At 68.1% G+C, this 23,409-nt stretch carries 15 protein-coding genes; all 15 read right to left on the reverse strand.

Translation table 11 applies throughout. From position 1 onward, the window contains the following. Positions 1–60: 60 nt before the first annotated feature. The 15 genes from IAE41_RS13485 to IAE41_RS13555 all read right to left on the reverse strand — a co-directional run bounded on the left by IAE41_RS13485 (position 61) and on the right by IAE41_RS13555 (position 23,398). Entirely contained in the window at positions 61–1,881 is a 1,821-nt protein-coding gene (locus tag IAE41_RS13485; protein WP_200733468.1) for a chemotaxis protein CheA, read from the reverse strand. Between the two features lie 2 nt (positions 1,882–1,883). Further along, on the reverse strand, positions 1,884–2,489 hold the full coding sequence (locus IAE41_RS13490) for a protein phosphatase CheZ (protein WP_079221805.1): 606 nt from the start codon (positions 2,487–2,489) through the stop codon (positions 1,884–1,886). Then, entirely contained in the window at positions 2,489–2,881 is a 393-nt protein-coding gene (gene cheY / locus IAE41_RS13495) for a chemotaxis response regulator CheY (RefSeq protein ID WP_053520063.1), read from the reverse strand. Before cheY ends, IAE41_RS13490 begins: the two co-directional genes overlap by 1 nt. 57 nt (positions 2,882–2,938) lie before the next feature. Further along, positions 2,939–3,682, reverse strand: coding sequence for an RNA polymerase sigma factor FliA (locus IAE41_RS13500; RefSeq protein ID WP_079221806.1), 744 nt, complete (start codon positions 3,680–3,682; stop codon positions 2,939–2,941). Then, on the reverse strand, positions 3,679–4,566 hold the full coding sequence (locus tag IAE41_RS13505; RefSeq protein ID WP_079221807.1) for a MinD/ParA family protein: 888 nt from the start codon (positions 4,564–4,566) through the stop codon (positions 3,679–3,681). The genes IAE41_RS13500 and IAE41_RS13505 overlap by 4 nt, the downstream gene beginning before the upstream one ends. Further along, positions 4,553–6,235 carry a flagellar biosynthesis protein FlhF gene (gene flhF, locus IAE41_RS13510; RefSeq protein ID WP_200733469.1) on the reverse strand — a complete coding sequence of 561 codons (1,683 nt, stop codon included), beginning with the start codon at positions 6,233–6,235 and terminating at the stop codon, positions 4,553–4,555. Before flhF ends, IAE41_RS13505 begins: the two co-directional genes overlap by 14 nt. 145 nt (positions 6,236–6,380) lie before the next feature. Next, positions 6,381–8,441, reverse strand: a complete 2,061-nt coding sequence (flhA, locus tag IAE41_RS13515; RefSeq protein WP_200733476.1) for a flagellar biosynthesis protein FlhA — start codon at positions 8,439–8,441, stop codon at positions 6,381–6,383. Between the two features lie 41 nt (positions 8,442–8,482). Next, a complete protein-coding gene (flhB, locus tag IAE41_RS13520) occupies positions 8,483–9,613 on the reverse strand; it encodes a flagellar biosynthesis protein FlhB (RefSeq protein WP_200733470.1) in 1,131 nt (376 codons plus the stop codon). Between the two features lie 120 nt (positions 9,614–9,733). Then, positions 9,734–11,092: a hypothetical protein gene (locus tag IAE41_RS13525; protein WP_200733471.1), complete on the reverse strand. Its 1,359-nt coding sequence runs from the start codon at positions 11,090–11,092 to the stop codon at positions 9,734–9,736. Next, positions 11,089–17,418, reverse strand: coding sequence for an AAA domain-containing protein (locus IAE41_RS13530; RefSeq protein WP_234458547.1), 6,330 nt, complete (start codon positions 17,416–17,418; stop codon positions 11,089–11,091). The genes IAE41_RS13525 and IAE41_RS13530 overlap by 4 nt, the downstream gene beginning before the upstream one ends. Before the next feature lie 4 nt (positions 17,419–17,422). Next, a complete protein-coding gene (locus IAE41_RS13535; RefSeq protein WP_234458549.1) occupies positions 17,423–18,076 on the reverse strand; it encodes a 4Fe-4S cluster-binding domain-containing protein in 654 nt (217 codons plus the stop codon). Positions 18,077–18,078: 2 nt separating this feature from the next. Then, complete coding sequence (locus tag IAE41_RS13540) at positions 18,079–19,866, reverse strand: AAA family ATPase (RefSeq protein WP_325167002.1); 1,788 nt, start codon at positions 19,864–19,866, stop codon at positions 18,079–18,081. Between the two features lie 153 nt (positions 19,867–20,019). Continuing rightward, positions 20,020–22,149, reverse strand: a complete 2,130-nt coding sequence (locus IAE41_RS13545) for a bifunctional diguanylate cyclase/phosphodiesterase (protein WP_200733472.1) — start codon at positions 22,147–22,149, stop codon at positions 20,020–20,022. A 174-nt stretch (positions 22,150–22,323) separates the two neighbouring features. Then, positions 22,324–23,115, reverse strand: a complete 792-nt coding sequence (gene fliR / locus IAE41_RS13550) for a flagellar biosynthetic protein FliR (RefSeq protein ID WP_200733473.1) — start codon at positions 23,113–23,115, stop codon at positions 22,324–22,326. Between the two features lie 13 nt (positions 23,116–23,128). Beyond that, positions 23,129–23,398 (reverse strand): flagellar biosynthetic protein FliQ, encoded by a 270-nt coding sequence (locus IAE41_RS13555; protein WP_005413254.1) that lies wholly within the window; start codon positions 23,396–23,398, stop codon positions 23,129–23,131. Positions 23,399–23,409: the final 11 nt, after the last annotated feature.

Genomic DNA, 23,409 nt, shown 5'->3' on the forward strand with positions numbered 1-23,409 from the left:
CCCCCCCCCCGCGCCGCCCCCCCCCCCCCCCCCCCCCCCCCCCCCCCCCCCGGCGGGGGTTCAGCGCAGGCCGTCCACGTCCAGGATCAGGGCCATGCGACCATCGCCGATCAAGGTTGCACCGGCGTAGCCGCGCAGGCCGCGCAGCGCCTTGGGCAGCGGCTTGATGACCACTTCCTCGCGGCCGCGCACCTGGTCCACGACCAGGCCGAAGCGCGCTTCACCGGCCTGCAGCACCACGATGGTCAGCAGGGGGGACGCTGCAGGCGTCACATCCAGCCACTGGCGCAGATCGACCAGCGGCAGGGTGTGCGAGCGGCGGTCCAGCACGGCGCGGCCATCGAACCAGCCCAGCGAGGTGCGCGGGGCGTGCAGCACTTCCATCACGCGCGCCAGCGGCAGCGCATAGACGTCTTCGCCGGCCTGCACCAGCAGCGTCGGCAGGATGGCCAGGGTGAGCGGCACGCGGATCAGGAAGCGGCTGCCACGGCCCAGTTCCGACTGGATCTGGATCTGGCCGCTCAGCTCGCGGATGCGCGACTGCACCACGTCCATGCCCACGCCGCGGCCGGAAATATCGGTGACCTGCTGCTTGGTCGAGAAGCCGGGCAGGAACACCAGGTGCAGGCACTCCTCGCTGCTCAGGCGGGCGGCGGCTTCCGGGTCGATCAGGCCCTTCTCGCGGGCCTTGGCGCGCAGCTTTTCCGGGTCGATGCCGGCGCCGTCGTCCTGCACTTCGATGCTGACGTAGTCGCCTTCCTGCTGCGCCGACAGGCGCACGTGGCCCATCCGCGGCTTGCCCTGCGCTTCGCGCAGGTCCGGCATTTCCACGCCGTGGTCGATGGCGTTGCGCACCAGGTGCACCAGCGGGTCGGCCAGCGCTTCGACCAGGTTGCGGTCCAGCTCGGTCTCGGCGCCGATCAGCTCCAGGTCCACTTCTTTCTGCAGCGAGCGGGCGACGTCGCGGGCCACCTTCGGGAAGCGCGAGAACACCTTGCCGACCGGCTGCATGCGGGTGCGCATGACCGCCGACTGCAGGCGGGCGGTGGCGATGTCCAGCGTCGACACCGCGCGATCCAGCTCTTCGTCGCGCAGGCGGGTGCGCAGGGTCTTGAGCCGGTTCCGTGACAGCACCAGTTCGCCGATCAGGTTGACGATCGCATCCAGGCGCTTGGTGTCCACGCGCACGGTGTGTTCGGCTTCGGCCACCGGCTTGTTCGGCGCCGGCTTGGCGGCCGCGCGCGGGGCGGGTGCCGGGACCGGTGCGGCGGCCACGGGCTTGGCGCCCGGGACGGCGCCACCATGCAGCTGGTCGAGCAGGGCTTCGAACTCGTCTTCGCTGATCAGGCCGTCGTCGGCCTTCTTCGGCGGTGCGACGGCGGTCGGTGCGCTGCCGCCATGCAGCTGGTCGAGCAGGGCCTCGAACTCATCGTCGGTGATCAGGTCGCTGCCGGCAGCGGCCGGGGTGGCGGCTGCAGCGGCGCTTGATGCGGGGCTTGCTCCGCCATGCACGTCGAACTGGGCGATCAGTTCCGGCGGGGCGTACCCGGGTTCAGTGCCGGCGGACACCGCATCGAGCATCGACTGCAGGTAATCCAGCGACTGCTGGGCGGCATCGAAGTGATGGGCCTGCAGCACGGCCTGGCCGGCACGCGCCGCGCCCAGCGCTTCCTCGGCGGCATGGCACAGCTCGACCATGGCGGTGATGCCGAGGAAGCCGGCGCCGCCCTTCAGCGTGTGGTAGCCGCGGAAGACCGCGTTGAGCTGGTCGTTGTCCTGCGGTGCCTGTTCCAGCGACACCAGCTGTTCGCCCAGGCGATCCAGGATTTCCTGCGCCTCGATGATGAAATCGGCAGTGATGTCGTCGGCAACAGCGCTCATGCTTACAGCCCCAGGTCCGACAGCAGGTCGTCGGCGTCGTTCTGCGAGACCGCGTGGCGGTCCAGTCCCTTCAGTGCCGGCCCGGCCAGTTCCGGGTCGGTGCGATGCTGTTCCGGCGGCAGGCCGAGCGCGCCGAAGCCTTCGTGCACGCGGCGGACGATGCCGACCACGCGACGGATGATCTGCCCGGTCAGGTCCTGGTAGCTCTGGGTCAGGGCGATCTCGGTCAGGTTGTGGCGGATGCGCTCCAGTTGCGCGTCCTGGCCCGGCTGCAGGCCATCGGCACGCAGCTGTTCGGTCAGGGCGCGGCATTCTTCGGCCAGGTCCAGGGTGCGGTGGGTGGCCTGTTCGGTCATCGCCACCACGTGGTCCAGGCGGGCGCAGGCATCGTCCAGCTCGCCGGCCTCGTCGGGCACGGTCGGCAGTTCGCCCAGCGCCTGGCCGAGTTCGCGGGCCAGCCGCGAAAGGCCGCTCATCATCGGCTGGGTGCGCGCGGCCACCAGGCTGTCGATGCGCTGGCGCCAGGCGGCCTCGTCACCGGATTCCAATGCATCCAGGGCTTCCTGCAGGCGCAGGGCAAGGGCGCTTCTGTCGACCTGGGCGTCCATCAGGCGCTCGCCGCCAGGCGTTCGAAGATCTTGCCCAGCTTTTCTTCCAGGGTCTGCGCGGTGAACGGCTTGATGATGTAGCCGTTGACGCCGCTCTGCGCCGCTTCGATGATCTGCTCGCGCTTGGCTTCGGCGGTGACCATCAGCACCGGCAGGGTCTTCAGCTTGGCATCGGCACGGATCGCCTTCAGCAGCTCGATGCCGGTCATCACCGGCATGTTCCAGTCGGTGACCACGAAATCGAAGGGCTGGCTCTGCAGCATCGACAGCGCGGCATGCCCGTCCTCGGCTTCGGCGGTGTTGGTGAAGCCCAGATCGCCCAGCAGGTTCTTGACGATGCGACGCATGGTCGAGAAGTCGTCGACGATCAGGATGCGCATGTTCTTGTTCAAAGCAGAGTTCCTTTGTTGTTCACTGCGGGCGGCCGGGGGCAGCCGCCTCGCGCATGTTCATTGTTCGAGGCCGGCGTCGACCGCCTCGAACACCTTGAGCCGGCCGCGCAGGCGCAGCACAGCCTGGCCGTGGATCTGGCAGACCCGCGATTCGCTCACGCCGAGCACCGCGCCGATCTCCTTCAGGTTCAGCTCCTGCTCGTAGTACAGCGAGAGCACCAGCTGTTCGCGCTCGGGCAGGTGGCCGATGGCCTTGCCCAGCTCGCGGCCGAACTCGCCACGCTCCAGCACCTGCTGCGGGGTCGGGCCACCCTGGGCGACCGTATCCAGCTCGCCCTGGTCCTCGATGCGCGACTCCAGGCTCAGCACCTGGCCGCGCGAGGCGTCTTCCATCAGGCGCAGGTACTCGGGCAGGGGCATGTCCATCGCCGCGGCCACTTCAGTGGCGCTGGCGGCACGGCCGCTGCTCTGTTCCAGCCGGCGGATGGTGGCGGCGGCGTCGCGGGCACGGCGGTGCACCGAACGCGGCACCCAGTCGCCACGGCGGATCTCGTCGATCATCGAGCCACGGATGCGGATCGAGGCGTAGGTCTCGAACGAGGCGCCCTGGTCGGCGTCGTAGCTTCGCGAGGCTTCGATCAGGCCCATCATGCCGGCCTGGATCAGGTCGTCCACCTCGACGCTGGCCGGCAGGCGCGCCGCCAGGTGGTGGGCGATGCGCCGCACCAGGTCCGAGTGCTGCGCGATGACGTCGGTCGCGCTCGAGCGCTGGACTTCCTTGTACTGGGCTGCGCCTTTCATACGGTCACCCCACGCTGCTTGAGGATGCGTTCGAGGAAGAATTCGACGCCACCACGCGGTTCGGTCGGCGCCTGCCAGCGCGCGGTACGGCGGGCGATCTCGGTGATCGCCAGCGCGGCCGGGCTGGACGGGTAGGCCTTGACCACCGGCTGCTGGCGCTGCACCGACAGGCGCAGCCAGTCATCCTGCGGCACGCAGCCCAGGTAGTTCAGCGAGACATCGGCGAGGAACTTCTCGCAGACGCGGGTCAGCTTTTCGTACAGCACGCGGCCTTCGTTGGGGTCGCGCACCATGTTGGCCACGACCTGGATGCGGTCCACGCCACGTTCGCGCGACAGCACCTTGATGAGCGCATAGGCGTCGGTGATCGAGGCCGGTTCATCGCAGACCACCACCACGGTGTCCTGCGCGGCCTGGCAGAAGGTCAGCACGCCGTCGTTGATGCCGGCGGCGGTGTCCACCACCATGATGTCCAGCTCGCGTTCCAGCTCGGAGAACACGTTGACCAGGCCGACATGCTCGGCCGGGGCCAGTTCGGCCATGTGCCGGCGGCCCGACGCGGCCGGTACCACCAGCACGCCGTTGGGGCCCTCGATGATCACGTCTTCCAGGCTGCAGCGGCCGGCCACCAGGTCGGCCAGGGTGAACTTGGGGTTCAGGCCGAGAATGACGTCGATGTTGGCCAGGCCGAGGTCGGCGTCCAGCAGCAGGGTGCGTTTGCCCATGCCGGCCAGCGCCACGGCCAGGTTGGCCGACACGTTGGTCTTGCCCACGCCGCCCTTGCCGCCGGTCACCGCGATGGTGCGGACAGGGCCGAGCGGCTCGCTGCGGGTGGCCGACAGCGGGAAGGTATTGGTCAGCTTGGCGTACTCACGCGACGGCATGGTTCAACTCCGGGTTGCAGGGCATATCGGCCGCTCGGCGCAAATCTTCAAGGCGAAGTACGAGATTGGCTGCACTGGCCCGGTGCAGGTCCTCCGGGACGTCCTGGCCATCGGTCACCCAGGTGATCGGCAGGGCATGGTCGACGGCCACCGACAGGGCGTTGCCGAAGCGGCCGGTCTCGTCCAGCTTGCTCAGCACCAGGCCCTGCAGGTTGGCCGCGCCGAAGCGGCGGACGACCTCGTCCATGTCGCCGAAGCTGGTATTGGCCGGCAGCACCAGCAGGGTGCGCACTTGGCGGGCGGCCCGCAGCCACTGCAGCTGGGCGGCAAGGGCGCGGTCACGCGGGCCCAGGCCGGCGGTGTCGATCAGCACCAGCTTGTAGTCCTGCAGGCGCTCCAGCAGCTGGTCCAGGTCGGTGCCGCTGTTGGCTTCGTGCACCGCGATGCCGAGCTGGCGGCCGTAGCCGTACAGCTGCTCGCGGGCGCCGACGCGCAGGGTATCGGTGGTCACCAGGGCCACATCGCGCGGGGCGTGCTTCTCGGCGAAGCGCGAGGCCAGCTTGGCGATGGTGGTGGTCTTGCCGGCGCCGGTCGGGCCGACCAGGGCGATCACGCCGCCTTCTTCCAGCGGGTCGACCGGGGCGATCGGCAGCTTGCGCGAGATCAGCCCCAGCATCAGGCCGCGGCCGCGGTGGGCCTCGGTCTCCAGCGGGATCTGCATGGCCACGTCGCGGGCGAGGCCGGCATCGAAGCCGTATTCGTCCATCAGGTCCAGCGCGGTGGCGCGCACCGCACTGCCACGCAGGCGCTCGTCGGTGAAGCGGTTCATCTCACGCTCGATGACCTGGCGCATGCCGGCCACTTCCTGGCGAAGCTGGCGGATCTCGCCGTCATCGGCGGCCACCATGCTCAGGGCCGGGGCCGGGGCCAGCTGCGGTGCCGGCGTCGGCGCGGCTTCGGCAAGCGGCGCGGCGTCGTTGGCGGGCGCGACGGCGGCCGGGGCTTCCACGATGGCAGCGGTGGCAACGGCCGGGGCCATCTCCACCGGCGCTTCCACCGGGGCAGCGGCGACCGCAGGGGCCGGCAGCGGCGGCGGCAGCAGGGTGGCGCTGTCATCTTCCAGCGGCGGATCGATCAGGAAGCGGGCGCGGTTGATCGGTGCGGCGGCAACCGCGGCGGTACTGGCCGGCGGCGCGACGATGGCGTCGGCGTACGGGGCGAAGATCTGTTCCGGCAGTGCCGATTCGTTGACGCTGGCGCGGGCCAGGGTGGAGGCGAAACCGGTGCTGCCACGGGTCGGCACGATCTCGTCGGCGCTGTCCAAGGTGCGGCCGGTGGCACCGACGGCGGCGCGGGCCAGCGCGGCGACCGCCGAGGTGGTGGCGGCCACCGGCTCGGCGGCCGGGGTCGCGCTGCGGCGGCGGGTCACGGCGGCGATCACGGCATCGGCGGCGCTGCGCGGCTTCGGCGGCGGCGGCGGTGCGATCTCGCGGCGCGAGGCTTCCAGCGCACGCTGCACGGCACTCTCGTCGTAGTGGGCGGCGGCGACGATCTCGATGCCTTCCTCGATCCGGCGGTTGGACAGGATCACGGCGTCGGGGCCATGTTCCTTGCGCACCAGGTTCATGGCCGAGCGCATGTCGGCGGCGACGAATCGTTTGATTTTCATGCTGTGGTCACGGGACGAAGTCGGCGGAGTGGCGGTCGAGGAACGCGGGTGGTCGGTGGTCTGCACGGTTCGGGTTCCCCTTGGAATCTGTCGTGTGGTGCGGGTTGAAAGTGGTGTCTGTTTTCTGGCGCTTGGAAGGCCGGCATCAGCTGATCGTTCCGACCAGCTTCAGGCGCTTGTCTTCCGGCACCTCGCTGTAGGCCAGGACCGACAGCGACGGAACGCTGTGGCGGACCAGGCGGGCCAGCGCGGCGCGCACCGGGCCCGGTACCAGCACTACTGCCGGCTCGTTTCGCGCTTCCTGCTTGCTGACACATTCGGCCAGGCTCTGGTGCAGTCGCTCTGCGAGTCCGGGTTCCAGCGCGGCGCCGTTGCCCTGCGTGGACTCCTGCAAGACACGTTCCAATTGCGGGTTGAGGGTGAACACCGGCAGCTCCGCCGACATTCCGGCGATCTCCTGCACGATGAAGCGGCCCAGCGCGGTGCGCACGGCCGCGGTCAGCGTGGCCGGGTCCTGGCTGATGGGGGCATGCTCGACCAGGGCTTCGGCGATCTTGCGCAGCTGGCGGATCGGAATGCGCTCGACCAGCAGGTTCTGCAGCACGCGCACCACCGCCGACAGCGGCAGCGCCTTGGGCGTCAGATCTTCGACGAGCTTGGGCGCGCTCTTGCCGAGGTTGGCCAGCAGGTGCTGCACTTCCTCGTGGCCCAGCAGTTCCGGCGCGTGTTCGCGGATCAGGTGGGACAGGTGCGTGGCGACCACGGTGGCCGGGTCGACCACGGTGTAGCCCATGGTCTCGGCCTGGGCGCGCTGGTGCGGCTGGATCCAGGTGGCATCCAGGCCGAACGCGGGGTCCTTGCCGGCGATGCCTTCCAGCGGGCCCAGCGCACTGCCGGGGTCCAGCGCCAGTTCGCGGTCGGGGTGGATGTCGGCAGTGGCCACCGGCACGCCATGCACCAGCACCCGGTAGCCGTTGGCTGGCAGTTCCAGGTTGTCGCGGATATGCACGGAGGGGATCAGGAAGCCCACGTCCTGGGTCAGCTTGCGGCGCACGCCCTTGATGCGCGCCATCAGCTCGCCGCCCTGGTTGGCGTCCACCAGCGGAATCAGCCGGTAGCCCACTTCCAGGCCCAGCGGATCGACCGGGCGCAGCTCGTCCCAGCTCAATTCGGCCGTGGGCGCGGGGCTGGGCTGGCGACCCAGGGCGGCCAGCGCGGCGGCATCGCCGGACCCGGCGGCATCGTTGGTGGCCGGTGCCTGGCTCTTGCGGTACAGCTTCCAGGCGATGAAGCCGAGGATGGCGGCCAGCGTCAGGAAAGCGACGTTGGGCATGCCGGGGACCAGGCCGACCAGGCCGAGGATGCCGGCGGTGATGGCCAGTGCGCGGTACTGGCCGAACACCTGGCCGGTCATGGCCTGGGCCATGTCCTGCGAGCGCGAGGCGCGGGTGACCAGCATTGCCACGGCGCTGGAGATCAGCAGGGCCGGCAGCTGCGCCACCAGGCCGTCACCGATGGACAGCAGGGTGTAGGTGGCGGCGGCATCGCCGAACGGCATGCCATGCTGCAGCACGCCCACGGCCAGGCCGCCCAGCATGTTGATGAACAGGATCAGGATGCCGGCGATGGCGTCGCCGCGGATGAACTTGCTGGCACCGTCCATCGCACCGTAGAAGTCGGCTTCCTCGCGGACCTCTTCACGGCGGGCCTTGGCTTCTTCACGCGTCAGCAAACCGGCGTTCAGATCGGCGTCGATGGCCATCTGCTTGCCGGGCATGGCGTCAAGGATGAAGCGCGCGGTCACTTCCGAGACACGCCCGGCGCCCTTGGTGATGACCACGAAGTTGATGATGGTCAGGATGGCGAAGACCACGATGCCCACGGCGTAGTTGCCGCCGATGACGAATTCACCGAAGGCGGCGATGACCTTGCCGGCCGCCTCGTGGCCGTTCTGGCCGTGCAGCAGGATGACGCGGGTGGAGGCCACGTTCAGCGCCAGCCGCAGCATGGTGGTGACCAGCAGCACGATCGGGAAGATGGTGAAGTCCAGCGGGCGCTTCACGTAGACCACCGCCAGCAGCACCATCAGCGAGATGGCGATGTTGAAGGTGAACAGTGCATCGAGCACCGGTGCGGCCAGCGGCACCACGACCATGGCCAGCAGGGCCAGCACGATCAGCGGCGCGCCAAGGCCCTGGCGGATCATCTCCAGGGCGCGGCGGGTGTTGAAGCTGGATGCCTGTGCGCTCACGGGCGGCCTCCCTTGCCGAATTCATCCACATCCACATGCGGGGCGGACGGCATCGGGCCGGTCCGCCAGCTGCGCAGCTGGTAGACGTAGGACAGCACCTGGGCGACGGCGGAATACAGTCTCACGGGAATTTCCTTTCCGAGTTGCCCCTCCCGATACAAGGCGCGTGCCAAAGGCGGGGCAGAGACAATGGCGACCTTGTTGCCGTCGGCCACTTCACGGATGCGCAGGGCGGTTTCATCCACGCCCAGGGCGACCACGGTGGGGGCGCCCATGCTGCCGCCCTCGTATTTCAGGGCCACCGCGTAGTGGGTGGGGTTGACCACCACCACGTCGGCGGTAGGCACCGCTTCCATCATCCGGCGGTTGGCCAGCTGCTGCTGCATGTGGCGGATGCGGCCCTTCACCTCGGGGCTGCCTTCGCTTTCCTTCATTTCCCGGCGCAGCTCTTCACGGGTCATCTTCAGCTTGCGCATCCAGTTCCAGCGCTGGTACGGGGCATCGATGGCGGCCAGCACCAGCATGGCCCCGGCCGCGGCCAGCAGCAGCTTCAGAGTGAAGCCCAGGCCGTGGCCGATGGCCGATTCCAGCGGCTGGTTCAGCAGGCCGCGCAGGCTGTCGAAGCTGGCGGCGAAGACCAGCAGGGCCGAGGCGCCGACGAAACCCATGCGCAGCAGTGACTTGGTGAGTTCGGCCAGGGCTTCGGCACCCCACATGCGCTTCAGCCCGGACAGCGGGTTGAGCCGGTTCGCGTCGGGGACCAGCGACTTGTTCGACCAGCGCAGGCCGCCCATCGCCACCGGCGCCAGGAAGCTGGCCAGCAGGCAGACCAGCAGCAGTGGCCAGCAGGCCATCATCAGGCGCAGGAACAGCATGCCGAAGTGGCCGAACAGCAGCTGCGGGTTCTGCCACAGGGCGGGTTCGGGGCTGAGCGCGGCACGCATCCAGGCACGGCCGCCGGCCCCCAGCGAGGCGGCGCTGGCCATGATGGCGATGATGCCGGCACCAAACACGGCCACGGTCGCCAGTTCCTTCGAGCGCGGGATGTTGCCCTGTTCGCGGGCTTCACGCAGGCGCTTTTCTGTTGGCTGTTCGGTTTTTTCGCCTGCGTCTTCGTTCTCGGACATCACGGGCACTGCGGCTGGGGTTGCCGGGGTGCGTGCAAGAAGTGTTCCGTGATGGCCGCCTGGCATGGCCGGGCGGCGGTGTCTGGCGCAATGGCGCTGCGCCAGACAATGCGCCGCATGTCAGCGCAGGCGCCTGTCTCCGGGGCGCCTGCTGGTATCGGACGCCGACCGGGCGGGTTCGGCCACTGCCTCCACCTCCTTCAGTGGCACTTCCCCCACGCCCAGGGCGCGCTCGACCTGCAGGTCGCTGCCTTGCGCGTTCAGTTGTGCCTTCAGGCGCGAGAAGTCACCGCACCAGATGGCTTCCACATCCCGGTCCCGGCTGCGGTCACGCTCGGTGTTCATGGCCACCGCGCGGACCTGCAGCCGACCGCTCGCGGCATTCCCGCCGAGTTCAACCCCATAGCCGGGACTGGCCGGACGACGCAGCACGACACGCCCGTGATCAGACCAGGCCGTTTCCATGCCTTCATGGACTTCGTAGCCAAGCTCGGCGAGGCCGGCAAGCAGGGCGGCGCGGCGCGATGAAGCGGCTTGCCGCTGGTGGTAGTGATCGATGGCTTCCTGGCAAGCGTCGGCCAAGGCAAGCAGGCGGGCCGCCGGGGTGCTGGCATCGGCGGCGGCGGCCTCCCGCAGCAGGTCGGCCTGGCTGTCCGCGTCCAGGGTGCTGAGTACGTGCGCCAGATCCTGCAGATGCGTCAGGTGGTCGCGCTGTTGGCGGGAGGTGTCGGCAGCGCTGCCAAGATCCAGTACCAGGCTGTCCAGCAGGAGGTTCCGCCGCTGCACGTCGGGCTCTGCCTCTGCCGCACGCAGTGCGTCCTGGAATGAACGGGCGGATACGGCTCCCTGAAGCAACTGCAGCTCGGCGATGTGCCGGTCAATGCGCTGCAGCCGTGGGTCACGTTCGGCTGGCGCCGCGTGCCAGGCGGTGCTGGATCCGGTGGCATCCTCACGCAGTGCCTCAGCGATGGCGCGCTGTGCCTGGCTGAGCTCCTCGCTCTGATCGCGGGAGGAGAGCGCGAGCGTGGCGCGTGCCAACACGCCCTCGGCATCCGCCTCGGGGCTGCCCTCAGCCAGCCGGTCCAGTGCCTGGGACAGGTCTGCATCCACCGCCACGCCACCGGCCTGCAGCGCTTTGAGGACGATGACGGCGTTCTGCTGCTGGCGCCGGGCGCGTTGGCGCTGCGCGATGCGTTGTTCGATCGCGTGTTCCTCGCGCTCAGCGAGGTCGGCGCGCAGCCAGGCCGTCTCGGCTTTCACCTGGTAGGCATAAAGTGCATTGTCACCTTTGGTGACGGCCGCACGCAGCGCGTCACGGCGTGCCAGTACGGCGGCGAGCTGCGCCTGTTCCAGGGCCTTCAGCCGCGGCGCACGCTCCTGCCAACGCAGCACCTCGCGTTCCAGGATGCGCAACATATCCTCCCGCAGGGCGCGGAGTTCGGCTTCGGACTGGAAACGTAACACCTTCGGACCGCTCATGCGGAGGCCTCCGGGGTAGGCGCATGCACCGGGTCACTGGTGTGGGTGGCCATTCCCATCGCCTGCTCGACCGCTTGGCGCAAGCGTGCGCGTTCGCCATCACCGTCGTGATACCAGCCCTGCGATGACACCCTGTGCAGTCTGGGAATGGCGCGTCCCAGCACCGTGGGTCGCCAGATCTCGCGGGCGCGGGCCCGCTGCAGCAGGCCATGGCTGGGTGCATCGCACTCGATGCCGATGGCGTACAGGCCCGTGCGTGGATCTTCGATGGCGAAATCCAGGCCAAAGGCATCGCCCTCGTTGGCCGGATTGGCAGCCCAGCCCAGCGAGCGCAGGTAGTCGCCGACGATGGCGACGAACCCGTCCTGCGCGCTTTGTGCCGCCCCGGAGACAATGCTGCGGTCGGTCTGCAACCGGTTGAGCAGGCTGCTGCTGGCCTCGAACTGGCCCGCACACAATGCACGCGCATACTCCAGGTAGCCCTGCAGATAGTCACGCGGGCTGGCGGGGGCACGCTGCGTGTTGAACATGTCCGATACATCGTTGATCGGCATCGAGGTGATCATGACGACTTTCTGCCGGGCACGGGTGACTGCCACGTTCAGTCGCCGCTCTCCGCCGGTCTGGCCGAGCACGCCGAAGTTTCGCCTGAACGTACCCTGCCCATTGCGGCCGAACGTGGTGGAGAACACGATCACATCGCGCTCGTCGCCCTGCACGTTCTCCACGTTCTTGATGAACACCGACATGTCCTCACCCTCCACGACGCGCTCCCGTTCCTGCTGCAGGGCAAGCCGGAAGGGCTCATCCTCGCTGGCCCGCAGCTCCAGCTGATCCTCGATCAGTTCGGCCTGCTTGCGGTTGAAGGTCACTACGCCCACTGAGGGGCGCTCTGCACGGGGTGCCTGCCACAGGTCCTCGAGGTAGGCCACCACACGTTCGGCCTCGAGCGCGTTGCTCTGGTTCTGATACAGGCCATCGACCTGGATCAGCTGCAACGGCTTGATCTGCTGGATGCGGGCCTGCGGATGGCGGACCGGTACGTTGAGACGGTTCCCATAGAAGGAGGCGTTGGAGAAGCTGATCAGTTCGCGGTACGCCGAGCGGTAGTGGATCTGCAGGGTGGTACTGGGCAACACCGTCCTCGCCAGTTGCAGCAGGTCGGGGCAATCCTTGATCTCGCGGCGGTTCCAGTCGTCCTCGAAGGCTTCGCGCTGTGCATCGTCGGCCTCGGCGTCCGGTTCATCGCCATCGAACATCTCGGCCTCATCGCTTTCCACGCGGCTGGAGAAGAAGGCGGTGGGCGGCATCTGCTTCTCGTCGCCGCTGACGACGGTGACCTTGCCCCGGAACAGGGTAGGGAGGGCGTACTCCACCGGCATCTGCGAGGCTTCGTCGTAGATCACGGTATCGAACATGCCCGCCTGCAGGGGCAGCACGCGACTGGCCACATCCGGGTTCATCAGCCAGACCGGGCGCAGGTGCATGAGGCCCAGTGCGCTTCCCAGTTCAATGAACTCGCGCAGGCGCCGTGACCGGCGTCCGGTCAGCCGGGTCACGTCCTCCCACTGCTTTCGGCTGCCCAGCAGGGACATGTCCATGTGGGCGCCAAGCATTTCACGGTTCAGGCGGCGCATCTGCTGGTCAGCCTCGGCCAGGCCGCTGATCTTTGCGCGTGCTTCGTCCTGGCTGAACTGGAGCTCGGGGAGCTCGTGCTCGATACGGTGCTTCCAGCCAAGGCGGGCCTCCCGGGCCAGCAGGCGGCGGACGGCGCCCTCCAGCTGGTCGGCCGGCAATGCATCCAGCTGTGCCTCACGCTGGCGGAGCTGTTCCAGCAACTGGCGGGCGGATTCATCGAGCTGGCCGGCGCGGCCGCGGAACCGCTGATAGGCCGCCAGGCTGGGCAGCGCGCCTTTCAGCCGGTCCAGTAGACGCTGGTTGTCCAGGTTATGCAGGACGTTGTGTCGAAGCTGCCCGGCCAGCGGGTCGTCGAGCCAGTCCTGGAGCGGCGCAAGCTGGTGCAGGCTGGCCTGGCGCGCGGCGTGTCTCAGCAGGGAGGCATCCAGGTCATCGAGCAGGTTCTGCAGTTGTGCCTTGTCAGCGGTCAGCATGGCGGTGTCGGCCTGCTGGGCGCGCGGGGATTGTGCAAGTGCGCGCGCCAGAGCCTGTACCTCCAGCAGCCCATCGATGTCCTGGTGCAGCTGCGGCAGCAGGTCGGCACCACCCTGTCCGGTGACGGCAGGCAGCCCCAGTGCCAGGCGGGCATCGTTGTACTGCTGGCGCAGCGGGGCCAGCTGCAGCTCCAGGCGCAGCGCGCCCAACAGGGCAGGCAGCGCTGCCTCGGACGCGATGCCGGCATGGTCACGCAGCAGGCGATCAAGACGGCTGCGCTGCACGAAGTGACGCGGATTCAGCCGCGCCCACCATGTCGTACGGGCCATGACGTCCGTGCAGTCCTGCTCGTGCCGGCGCAGTGTCGCTTCATCCAGATTGGCCAGCGCGCCCGAGAGGCCAGGCACCGCGCTGCCGTGAGCAGCCTGCCCGAGCTGCTGTTCAACCCGGCGAAGCTGAACGACAAGGCTGTCGCCGCTTACCGGTCCGCCGCCGGTGGCGCTGCGGAACAGTGGCAGCCATCGAGCCAGACGCTGGCGCTGTTCGTCCTGCAGCGCCAGTAAAGTGCTCACATGCTCGCCGATCCATGCCCGGTACGGCGCTGCGTCCTCGATCTCGAAGCTGGCAGGGTGTTCGGCCAATGCCTGCTGTCGCTGCTGCTCGGCCTGCATGAAGGCATTCAGGCTTTCGGCAAACGCGTCCAGCGTTGCGGTATCAGCGGCAAAGGGGCGCAGGTCTGCCAGGGGGCTGCCCTCGTAACGTGCCGGCAGCCACCAGCGCACCAGTGGCGCACACTGCTCCTCGAGCGCGGTCAGCTGGGCCATGTCGAGCATGCCCAGCCGCTGCCGCAATGCGGGAAACTCGAGGGGGGGCGTACCCGCTTCCAGTTCGATCAGCTCACCCAGAAGCTGGCGATAGCTGAGGTGACTGAGGGGGTCGACGCGATGCAGGCCGTGGTGGAAGCGATCCAGATCGCCTTCAAGCGCCTCGATACGGGCGGCGGTCCGCTCGCGCGCTGCGCGCCCGTTCGGGTTGCTGCTGTCCTCGGCGAACAAGCGTTCCAACTGCTCACGGATCGAGCGGATGACCGGCTCACGGTCGCGGTTGACGTCGTTGAGCATGACGACACGCTGGCCCAGGCCTTCTGCAACCAGGCGCTTGTGTACGACTTCAAGCGCGGCATGTTTCTGGCAGACGATGAGCAGGCTGCGACCGCGACCGATGGCATCGGCCACCATGTTGACGATGGTCTGGCTCTTGCCGGTGCCGGGCGGCCCCTCGATCAACAGGCCTGGACCCTGGCGTGCCTGCAGTACAGCGGCCTCCTGCGAGGGATCGCTGGCCACGGTGAAGTAGCGTTGCAGCTCCGCCGGCGCCGCCGCCACGGCGTCAACGGCCGCAGGCGGTGCGAGGCGCAGGGCCGTTTCCAGGCCGGTTCCGTTGGGCGGGAGAACCTTCAACTGCCGAAGATCCTCACCTATCGCCTGGCCCATGAAGGTGACATGGAACAGCACGGCGGCGCACTCCAGTTCATCGCCCAGCGGATCGACCACGACGTCCAGGCCCGGTAGTGCAGTCAGGGTGCGCGAGCGCACCCGGGCCAGCATGCCGAAGGCATCCATCACGTCTGAGGCACGCAGCGATGAACGGCCGAGCAGTTCATCGGCCGATGCCTGCCAGCGGCGGAACATCTCAGGACCCACGATGGCCTCGAGCGCTGGATTGATACGTACTTCCTCACGCTCGCCGTCGAAGGCGAGGTTGGCCTGGCCGCGCTTGGCCAGTTCCATTTCCAGCTCTACCGGCCACAGCAGCAGTGGAATGATGCGCGCACGTGCGTTGCTGCGCGGGTCGCGGCTGAGCAGGAAGGGGAAGCCCAGGTACAGGCCGTCGATGCCGGTGTCACGCTTGTACAGGGTGCTTTGCCGCAACAGCGCTCGCATCCGCTGTTCGACCGTCGGGCTGCGCTGGAGGGCTTCCGGGTCAACAGCAACAGCCCGTGCATTGCGCTGCATCAGGTGGTCGAGCAGCGCTGCGGCCGGGCGCCGCGAGCTGTCCAGCTCGCGGATGTCCACTCGCGCGGTGGTTTTGCCGATGCTCATCCGAACCAGTGGCCCACGCATTACGGCGGTCACCACCTTCTTCTCGAAGAAGTCCAGGATCTGGGCGACGTACTGCTGCCGCTGCGGCTGCTGCCAGCGGCTGCCAGGAACGGCCAGCACCACCAGCGCGCGGGCCAACGGCATGCGACGTTCGAGACGGAACTGCTCGGCCCAGCTGTCGATGACCGGCATGCCGCATCGCGCGAAACCCAGGATGCGTTCGTCCACCGCACGGTACAACTCGATGCGTGGGTGCTGCAGCAGCAGCGTGGCGGCTGCGGCATCCCATTCGGCAATACCGGCTTTGGCAGCCTGGACCGTGGCGTCGGCAACGATGGCATCGACCGAGCGGAACTGCCCGATCGCCGCACTGAGCAGTACGATCAGGTCTTCTTCGGTGACCATTCTGCGTTCGGCAAGGGTCGCCAGCCCCGGGTGGTCCGTGTCAGGCAGAAGCTTCTGGCGCTCCTGCCACTGGCTGGCCAGGCGCGCCCGCGAGGTGGACAGCAGATAGACACGCAGCACTTCTTCGATGAGGTCGATCTGCTGGTGCAGCGCGCGCTGCCGCACGTTCTGCGCACGCAGCTTCAGCCTTGACAGCCAGGCATCGGTCTGCAGTTGTTCGAGCAGGTCCGGTACCGAGCCGCTGATCAGGCGGTAGCCCTCCACAGGGTGCTCGAGCAGCCAGCCAGGCGTGACGATGCTGCCACGGTGAATCAGGGGCATTTCCGGATTGAGGATCTTCAACGCCAGCATCAGCCGGAAATCCTCTTCCACGCCCTCATGCTGGACGACCTGGCGTAGTGCGGACACGGTGGAGGGAGGAAGTCCAGCTTGGCCCGCCCAGGTGACAATGACGCCACGCAACAGGCTGTCGCGTGCCTCGTCCCAGTGCTCAGCCTGTGCGGCCTCCAGGGCAAAGGACGCAGGACGCCGGAACCGTCGTTCTCCGAGCCGCAGGCCTGCACCGTCGCCCTCATCACGTTCCTGCGTGGCAGATGGCGGAGCGGCCACCGCAATGCCGGCCAGCCAGTCCGATACCTCCGGCCACTGCCAGCGCTGGTGGCGGTCACGCACCAGCAGGCCACGAAGCAGCAGGTCCAGGTCCGGATCAATGCCCGGCGGGATCGGTACGCCATTGGCCAACACGTGAATCAGGTAGGCGTTGGCGTGGGTGCCTTCGAAGCAGCGGCCCTGTGTCAGCTGCTCCAGCAGGATCATGCCCAGGCTCCACCAGTCCGAAGCCGCGGCGACGCCGCCGGCGATCGCTTCTGGCGCCATGTAGCGGCTGGTCTCGAGCGGCGACACGATGTCCAGGTCGAACTCTGACAGGCGCGCCGAGCCAAAGCCACTGATGACCATATCCAGAGGGGCACGCGAGCGCACCAGCAGGCTGGCCGGGCGCAGGTCACGGTGGCGCAGGCCTGCTTCGTTGAAGGCGTGAAGGGCCTGGCCGAGCTCGCGGACCACGTGGCGTACGGCATCACGATCGGCAATGACACTGCCGAGGTCGGCCAGGCTGCCGCCGGCAAGCATTTCCACAACCTCGTAAGCGCGATCATCCCACCGGCCGGTGGCGATGATGTCCGGCACATGTTCACGAGGCAGGCGTCGAATGACATCGTAGACTGCGGGGTCCGGCTCGGCGCCGGCGCGATACAGGGTGAGCACCGCCACCTGGCCGCTCTGCGCGTGCTCGGCCTGGTAGCGCTCGCGGATGCCATCGGTGCTGCTGATCTGGCGCACCAGCCGCCACTGGTCGATCACCGTTTCGCCGAAGGCCCCATTGCTATCGGAATCTGCTTCGGTGGCGACTTCGGCAGCCGGCGGTATCGCCGCCGGGCTGGTCGCTGCCGGTTCGGCGCCGCACTGCAGGCACATCAGGTCGCCGGGCTCCAGCGGGTGGCCGTTGGTGCAGAGGGCATCCACGCCCGTGTCGTGGGGTGCCTGCGAGGCGTCATCCTGGGTCCGCACGATGCTGGGGCGCCAACCGTCAGCATGGATGGGCTCGCCTGCCAGGTCCCAGCCGCAGGGGTGCGAGCCGATGTCACCTTCGCAGAACAGTTCATGCAGACCGCGTTCGGTATGGCAGTTGGGGCAGAATCGGATCATGCAGTTACTCCACGCCTTCGCCGCGGGGGGCGTGCGCGCTGGTCTGTAGGTGATGACCTTGCGCGCGCAGCATTTCGCGCAGGCGCAGCAGGTCGTTGTGTCGGGGGATACCGGCCATCCACAGGCTGCCGTCTTCGTCAAACATGATGTCCAGCACCTTGTCGGACGGGGCATGCGGGCGGTCGAGCCCTGCCAGCCGGTCGCGGCCGAGGCCGGTGAGCAGGCTCAGTCGCTGGTTGTCACTTCCGCGCAGCGCCCGGGTCTGCCCGGCAGTCGCCAGGTAGGGATCGCTCATCAGGCCGTCGATCAGGCCTTCGGCGCGGCGCAACGGGGCCTGCAATGCCTCCAGCGCATGGCCGCTGTAGACAAGGATGTCCCCTGGGCCGCGCGACCGCAGGCCTCGCAACAGGGCCAGAAGTGCATCCAGCTGGTCAAAGGGCTCGCCCCCGGAAATCGTTGCCCCGTCAGCCTGCCGCCACCAGGGGGCAAGCTGTTCAAGCAGCACGTCAACGGCGATGCGACGATGGCCAGGCCCCCAGGTATCGGCGGAGATGCAGCCGGGGCAGCGGATGCTGCAGCCTTGGAACCAGATGCCAAGCCTGCGGCCAGGCCCCAGCGTGGTGACGGGGAAATGCACCCGCGACAGACTGACCTGCATGCTCAGGCCCGTTCTATCGCCAGTCCGCCAGGTTGCACGGCGGTGATGATGAAGTGCTCGCCGGGCTGCGCATCCTGATCGAACAGGCTGCGTGCCAGCGGATTGAGCAGGCGCGCTTCAAGCTGGTTGCGGATGCCCCGGCCGCCGTTGGAAAGGTCCTGCAGGCATTGTGCCTGCAACGTGTGGCGCGCCTCAGCGGCCAGGGTCACCGTCAACTGCTGGGCGTGCAGGTCCTGCAGGGTGGCGTCCACCATCTGCTCGAAAATCTGCACGGCGACGTCATCGCGGATGAAGTCGAAAACAATGATGTTCTCACCGATGCGGTTCAGGATCTCGGGCCGGTTCAACACCAGCTTGAAGTGGCGGTCTATTTCGGCATGGACTTTTTCCTGCACCTGTTCAAATGCTTCGCCAGGCAGCACGTTGGCCACGCGCTCGCCGTGTTCGCCCTGGCGGTAGATGCCAAGGTTGGAGGTGAACACGATCAGCGCCTCGGAAAAGTACACCCGATCACCGCGGCCGGAGGTGAGCACGCCGTCATCGAGTATCTGCAGGAATTTGTCGAGAATGCGCGGGTGAGCCTTCTCGATTTCGTCAAACAGTACGACGCTGAAGGGTTTCTCGCGGATCGCGTTGGTCAGTTCGCCGCCGACGTCGTAGCCCACATAGCCGGGCGGGGCACCTGTCAGCCGCTGGTCGGCATGCTCGGCACTGAACTCGGACATGTCGAAGCGGATGTAGGCCCCTTCATCCCCGAACAGCAGGCTGGTGACGGTTTTCGCCAGCTCGGTCTTGCCGACACCGGTCGGACCCGCCAGGAAGGCCACGCCGCGGGGCCGGTTGCCTTTTCGCCGAACGCCGACACCGGTCATCGCGCGCTTGACGATGTCCAGCATATGGGTGACTGCGTGGTCCTGGCCCTTCACCCGCTGTTGTACATAGCCCTGCGCTGCACGGATGCGCGGGCGGTCGATGCGAAGCCAAGGGTCTTCCGTGACGCCGATCTTGTATCGGCGCACGGCGTCGCTGATCTGCTCCACACCGACGCCTTCCACGCGGGCCAACTGCGCGATCGCCGTCAGGTCCAGCAGCAGCAGCCCTTCGGTTTCCGTGACAAACGCATCGACGGATTTCTCAAGCACTTCTGGCGCCGCAGTGGCAGCACCCTGCAGGCCCTTCAGCAGCGCAGGCGCCAGCGCACGGCGGTTGCGCTGGTCGGGCTTGCTGACGGGGACCGGGTGCAGCCGCGGGTTGCCCACCACCAGCCAGTCAGGCAAATCGCCTTCCTTTTCGACCACCCACAGCACGCTGTTGAAGAAAGGCCTGCGTGCGGCGGTGGCGGGACGGCTGCGCGCCTGGTGTGCGAGCACCAACGCGTGGGTGAACAACTGATGCTCGGCCGCACTGAGGCTGTCGCTGCGGACAGTCAGGCGTGAGGCAAAGTCCACAATCAGCGCGATCGGATCGCCGCCGCGGTTGACCAGGCGCTGCAGGGTGGCTGAGAGCAGGTCGATACCCGCCGGGGCGGCGCCGTTGGCCGGGGTCAGGCCGAGGTCGCGCAGCAGCGTGTCGTCATCGGCCGGCTCGGACCCCGGACGGCCCAGCACCCGGAAGCCGGAAAGCGGATCCCAACTGAGGACCTGGCTGAAGCCCTCGTCGATCAGGGTCGTGCACAGATGCTGGTTGAAGCTCTGTGCAGTTACCAGGCCTGGCTGCAACTCGGCAGCCTGCAGGTCGCGCACGTTGCCGAAGAGCACAAACTGGCTCTTGAGAGGGAGGAAGCGGACCACGTCACGGACCCATCGCGGCCTCTCGAACTGACTCTTCCCTGACATTCTGCTTCCCGGATCGCCGTTGTTCCTGTGAAGCGTATTGCGCGCGTCAGGCAATTGCCAGCCGGAACAGGGCGGCAATTGCCGGGATGGGTCAACACCTGCCCGGCGTCAGGCCGGGCCGGGTGGGGGCGGGCTCGGTGCCAGCTCGATGCGCGGCCGCGGCAGGTCGTGCAGCTGCATGAAGCGCGCCGCATCCACCGGCCGGCCCAGCAGGAAGCCCTGCAGGTAGTCGCAGCCCAGCCGCTCCAGGTAGGCACGCTGGGCAGCGGTTTCCACCCCTTCGGCCACGATGTCCATGTCCAGCGCGTGGCCCAGCGCCACGATGGCCGACACGATCACCACGTCCTCGGCGCTGTGTTCCAGGTCGCGCACGAAAGCGTGGTCGATCTTGATCTCGGTGGCCGGCAGCCGCTTCAGGTACAGCAGGCTTGAATAACCGGTGCCGAAATCATCGATGGAGATGCCCACGCCCAGTGCCGACAGCGCCTGCAGCAGGCGCAGGCTGGTATCGGTATCGCGCATCACCGCGCTTTCGGTGATCTCCAGCACCAGCTGGCGCGGCGTGATGCGATGGCGCTCGAGCACTTCGGTAACATCTTGCAGCAGGTGCGGCGAGCCGAACTGCACCGGCGACAGGTTGACCGACATCGACCAGCCGTCGTGGCCGGCGTCGTGCCAGCGGCGCAGCTGCGCGCAGGCCTGGTCCAGTGCCCAGCGTCCGATCTCGTTGATGGCGCCGCTGCGCTCGGCCAGGCGGATGAAGCGGTCCGGCGGGATGAGGCCGTGCTCCGGATGGCGCCAGCGGATCAGCGCTTCGGCGCCGGCCACCCTCTGCGTGGCCACCTGGATCTTCGGCTGGTAGTGCAGGAACAGCTGGTCGCTGCTGATCGCCCGGCGCAGGTCGGCCAGCAGGCGGAACTGCTGCTCGGCGCTGTCGTTCATCCAATCGGCAAACATCACGAAGGCGTTGCGGCCCGATTCCTTGGCCTGGTACATCGCCGCATCGGCAAAGGCCATCAGCTGCCGCTCGCTGGCGGCATGGTCGGGGCAGATCGCCACGCCGATGCTGGCGGTCACCTGCAGCTCGCTGTCGGGCAGGAGCGGGGCGCTGCCCACCGCCTGCAGGATGCGCCGGGCCAGGGTGGGCAGGTCCTCGTCGTGCTCGATGCGGACCACCAGCACGAATTCATCGCCGCCCAGCCGGGCCAGCAGGTCGTTGGGCCGCAGCAGCTGGCGGGTGCGTTCGGCCACGGCCACCAGCAGCGCATCGCCGGCCTGGTGGCCATAGGCATCGTTGACCTGCTTGAAGCCATCGAGGTCCATGAACATCACCGCGAACCGGCTGCCGCCCTGTTCGGCCTCGGCCAGCGCCTGCACGATGCCCCGCTGCAGCAGCAGCCGGTTCGGCAGGCGGGTGAGCGGATCATGCAGTGCGGCCTGGGTCAGTTCCTGCTGGGCATCGGTCAGCGAGGTGCTCAGCATCGAATTGCGCAGGCGCAGCAGTTGTGCCTCCACCCGCTGGTCCATCCAGGACACCACCAGCACCACGGCGAGGATGGCCACGGTAAGCACCACCACCAGCATCGCCAGCCAGGTGTTCTGCAGGCCATCGCCCACCGCCGCGCCGCAGACGCTGCCTTCGGGGAAGCGGGCGGCGGCCATGCCGGTGTAGTGCATGCCGACGATGGCCAGGCCGAGCAGGCCGGCGGCCGCCAGCCGGTCGACGCTGCGGGTGTGCTGCGCGCGCAGGCGGAAGGCCACGTACAGCGCCACCCACGAGGCAGCCACGGCCACCAGCAGCGACAGTGCCAGCCAGGCCGGGTCGTAGTCGATGCCCGGGTTCATGCGCAGGGCGGCCATGCCGACGTAATGCATGCCGGCGATGCCGATGCCCATCAGTATCGCGCCACCGGCCAGGCGCGGATGTGGCAGCGTGCGCAGCGACACCAGCCACAGCGCGAACACCGAGGCGGCGATGGACATGCCCAGAGAAAGCAGGGTGATCGGCAGGTCGTAGCCCAGCGGAATGGGCAGGTCGAAGGCGAGCATGCCGATGAAATGCATGGACCAGATGCCCAGGCCCATGGCGAAACCACCCCCCAGCCGCCACCACCAGGTAGCGCCTTTGCCGGGCGCGGTGACCGTGCGGCCGGCCATGGCCAGCGCGGTGTATGACGCCATCACGGCGACCAGCAGCGACACCGCTACCAGCCACGGGTTGTACGTGCCTACCAGCATTCGTCTTTCTCCCGGACCTTCCTGTCGACGGAAAAACTACGTTGGGGCATGGATGAGGCAGGCAGTCCGCGCGGACTGCCGGATGCAGCGCCCCCCGGTCGCCGCCTATTCACTCTACCGCGAACCAGTGGGGACGGGTAGAGCCGAGCCTACGCTCGGCTCTACAAATGCGGGTCATTGTGTGACGGCGCCCGCCGCTTCGAAGGCTGCATCGAACAGGCGCTGCACCGGCGGACCCATTTCACCCACCAGCAGGGCCAGCAGGAACAGGCCCAGCAGCAGCGACACCGGCAGGCCCAGCTGGATCGGATTCATCGCAGGCGCGGCGCGTGCGAGCACGCCAAACGCCAGGTTCACCGCCAGCATCGCCACCGTCAGCGGGATGGCCAGGGTGAGGGCGCCGCGCAGCGCGTTCAGGAGCAGGGTCGGGGCGATGGTGAAGAAGGCGTTCGGATCGGGCAGGGGCGCGCCGATGGGCAGCGCGCGATAGCTGTCCACCACCAGCGAAATCAGCGCCAGATGGCCATTGGCGGTGAAGAACAGCAAGCCGAACAGCAGGTAGAACCACTGGCCGATGACGCCCGAGGTGCCGCCGCGCAGGGGGTCGCTCATCTGCGCGAAGGCCAGGCCGGTGCCCTGCGCGACCAGTTCGCCGGCCAGCGCACCGGCCTCGAAGATCAATCGCAGCATGAAGCCGATGGACACGCCGATGGCCAGCTCGCGGGCGATGGTCAGCACCGTGGCGGCGTCGAAGCCGGTCCAGTCTGGTACCGGGGGCAGCAGCGGCGCCAGAGCGATGGACAGGGTGCCGGCCAGGATCACCCGCACGCGTCCGGGCACCGCGCGGGTGCCGATCATGGGCATGGCCATGGCCACGGCACCGATGCGCAGCATCGTCCACAGCACCGTGGCGATCATGCCGAAGGCCTGCAGGCCGTCGGAAGCCATCTGGGTGGCGGCATCCATCAGCGCGCAGGCCCTAGCCGATCAGGTGTGGAATGCGCTGGAACAGCAGCGTGGTGAATTCGACCAGGTGGCCGATCAGCAGGCTGCCCAGCGCGAACAGCACCGCCGTCAGCGCGGCGGCCTTGGCGACGAAGGCGATGGTCGGTTCGTTCAACTGGGTCGCGGCCTGGACCACGCCCACCACCACGCCCACCACCAGCACGGTGAGCAGCAGCGGGCCGGCCACCCACAACACGGTGATCAGGCCGCCACGCAGTTCGGTCAGGGCAAGTTCGGGAGACATCGTTGTTCCAT

It is taken from the genome of Stenotrophomonas sp. S39 (assembly GCF_016624665.1).
Lineage (GTDB): Bacteria > Pseudomonadota > Gammaproteobacteria > Xanthomonadales > Xanthomonadaceae > Stenotrophomonas.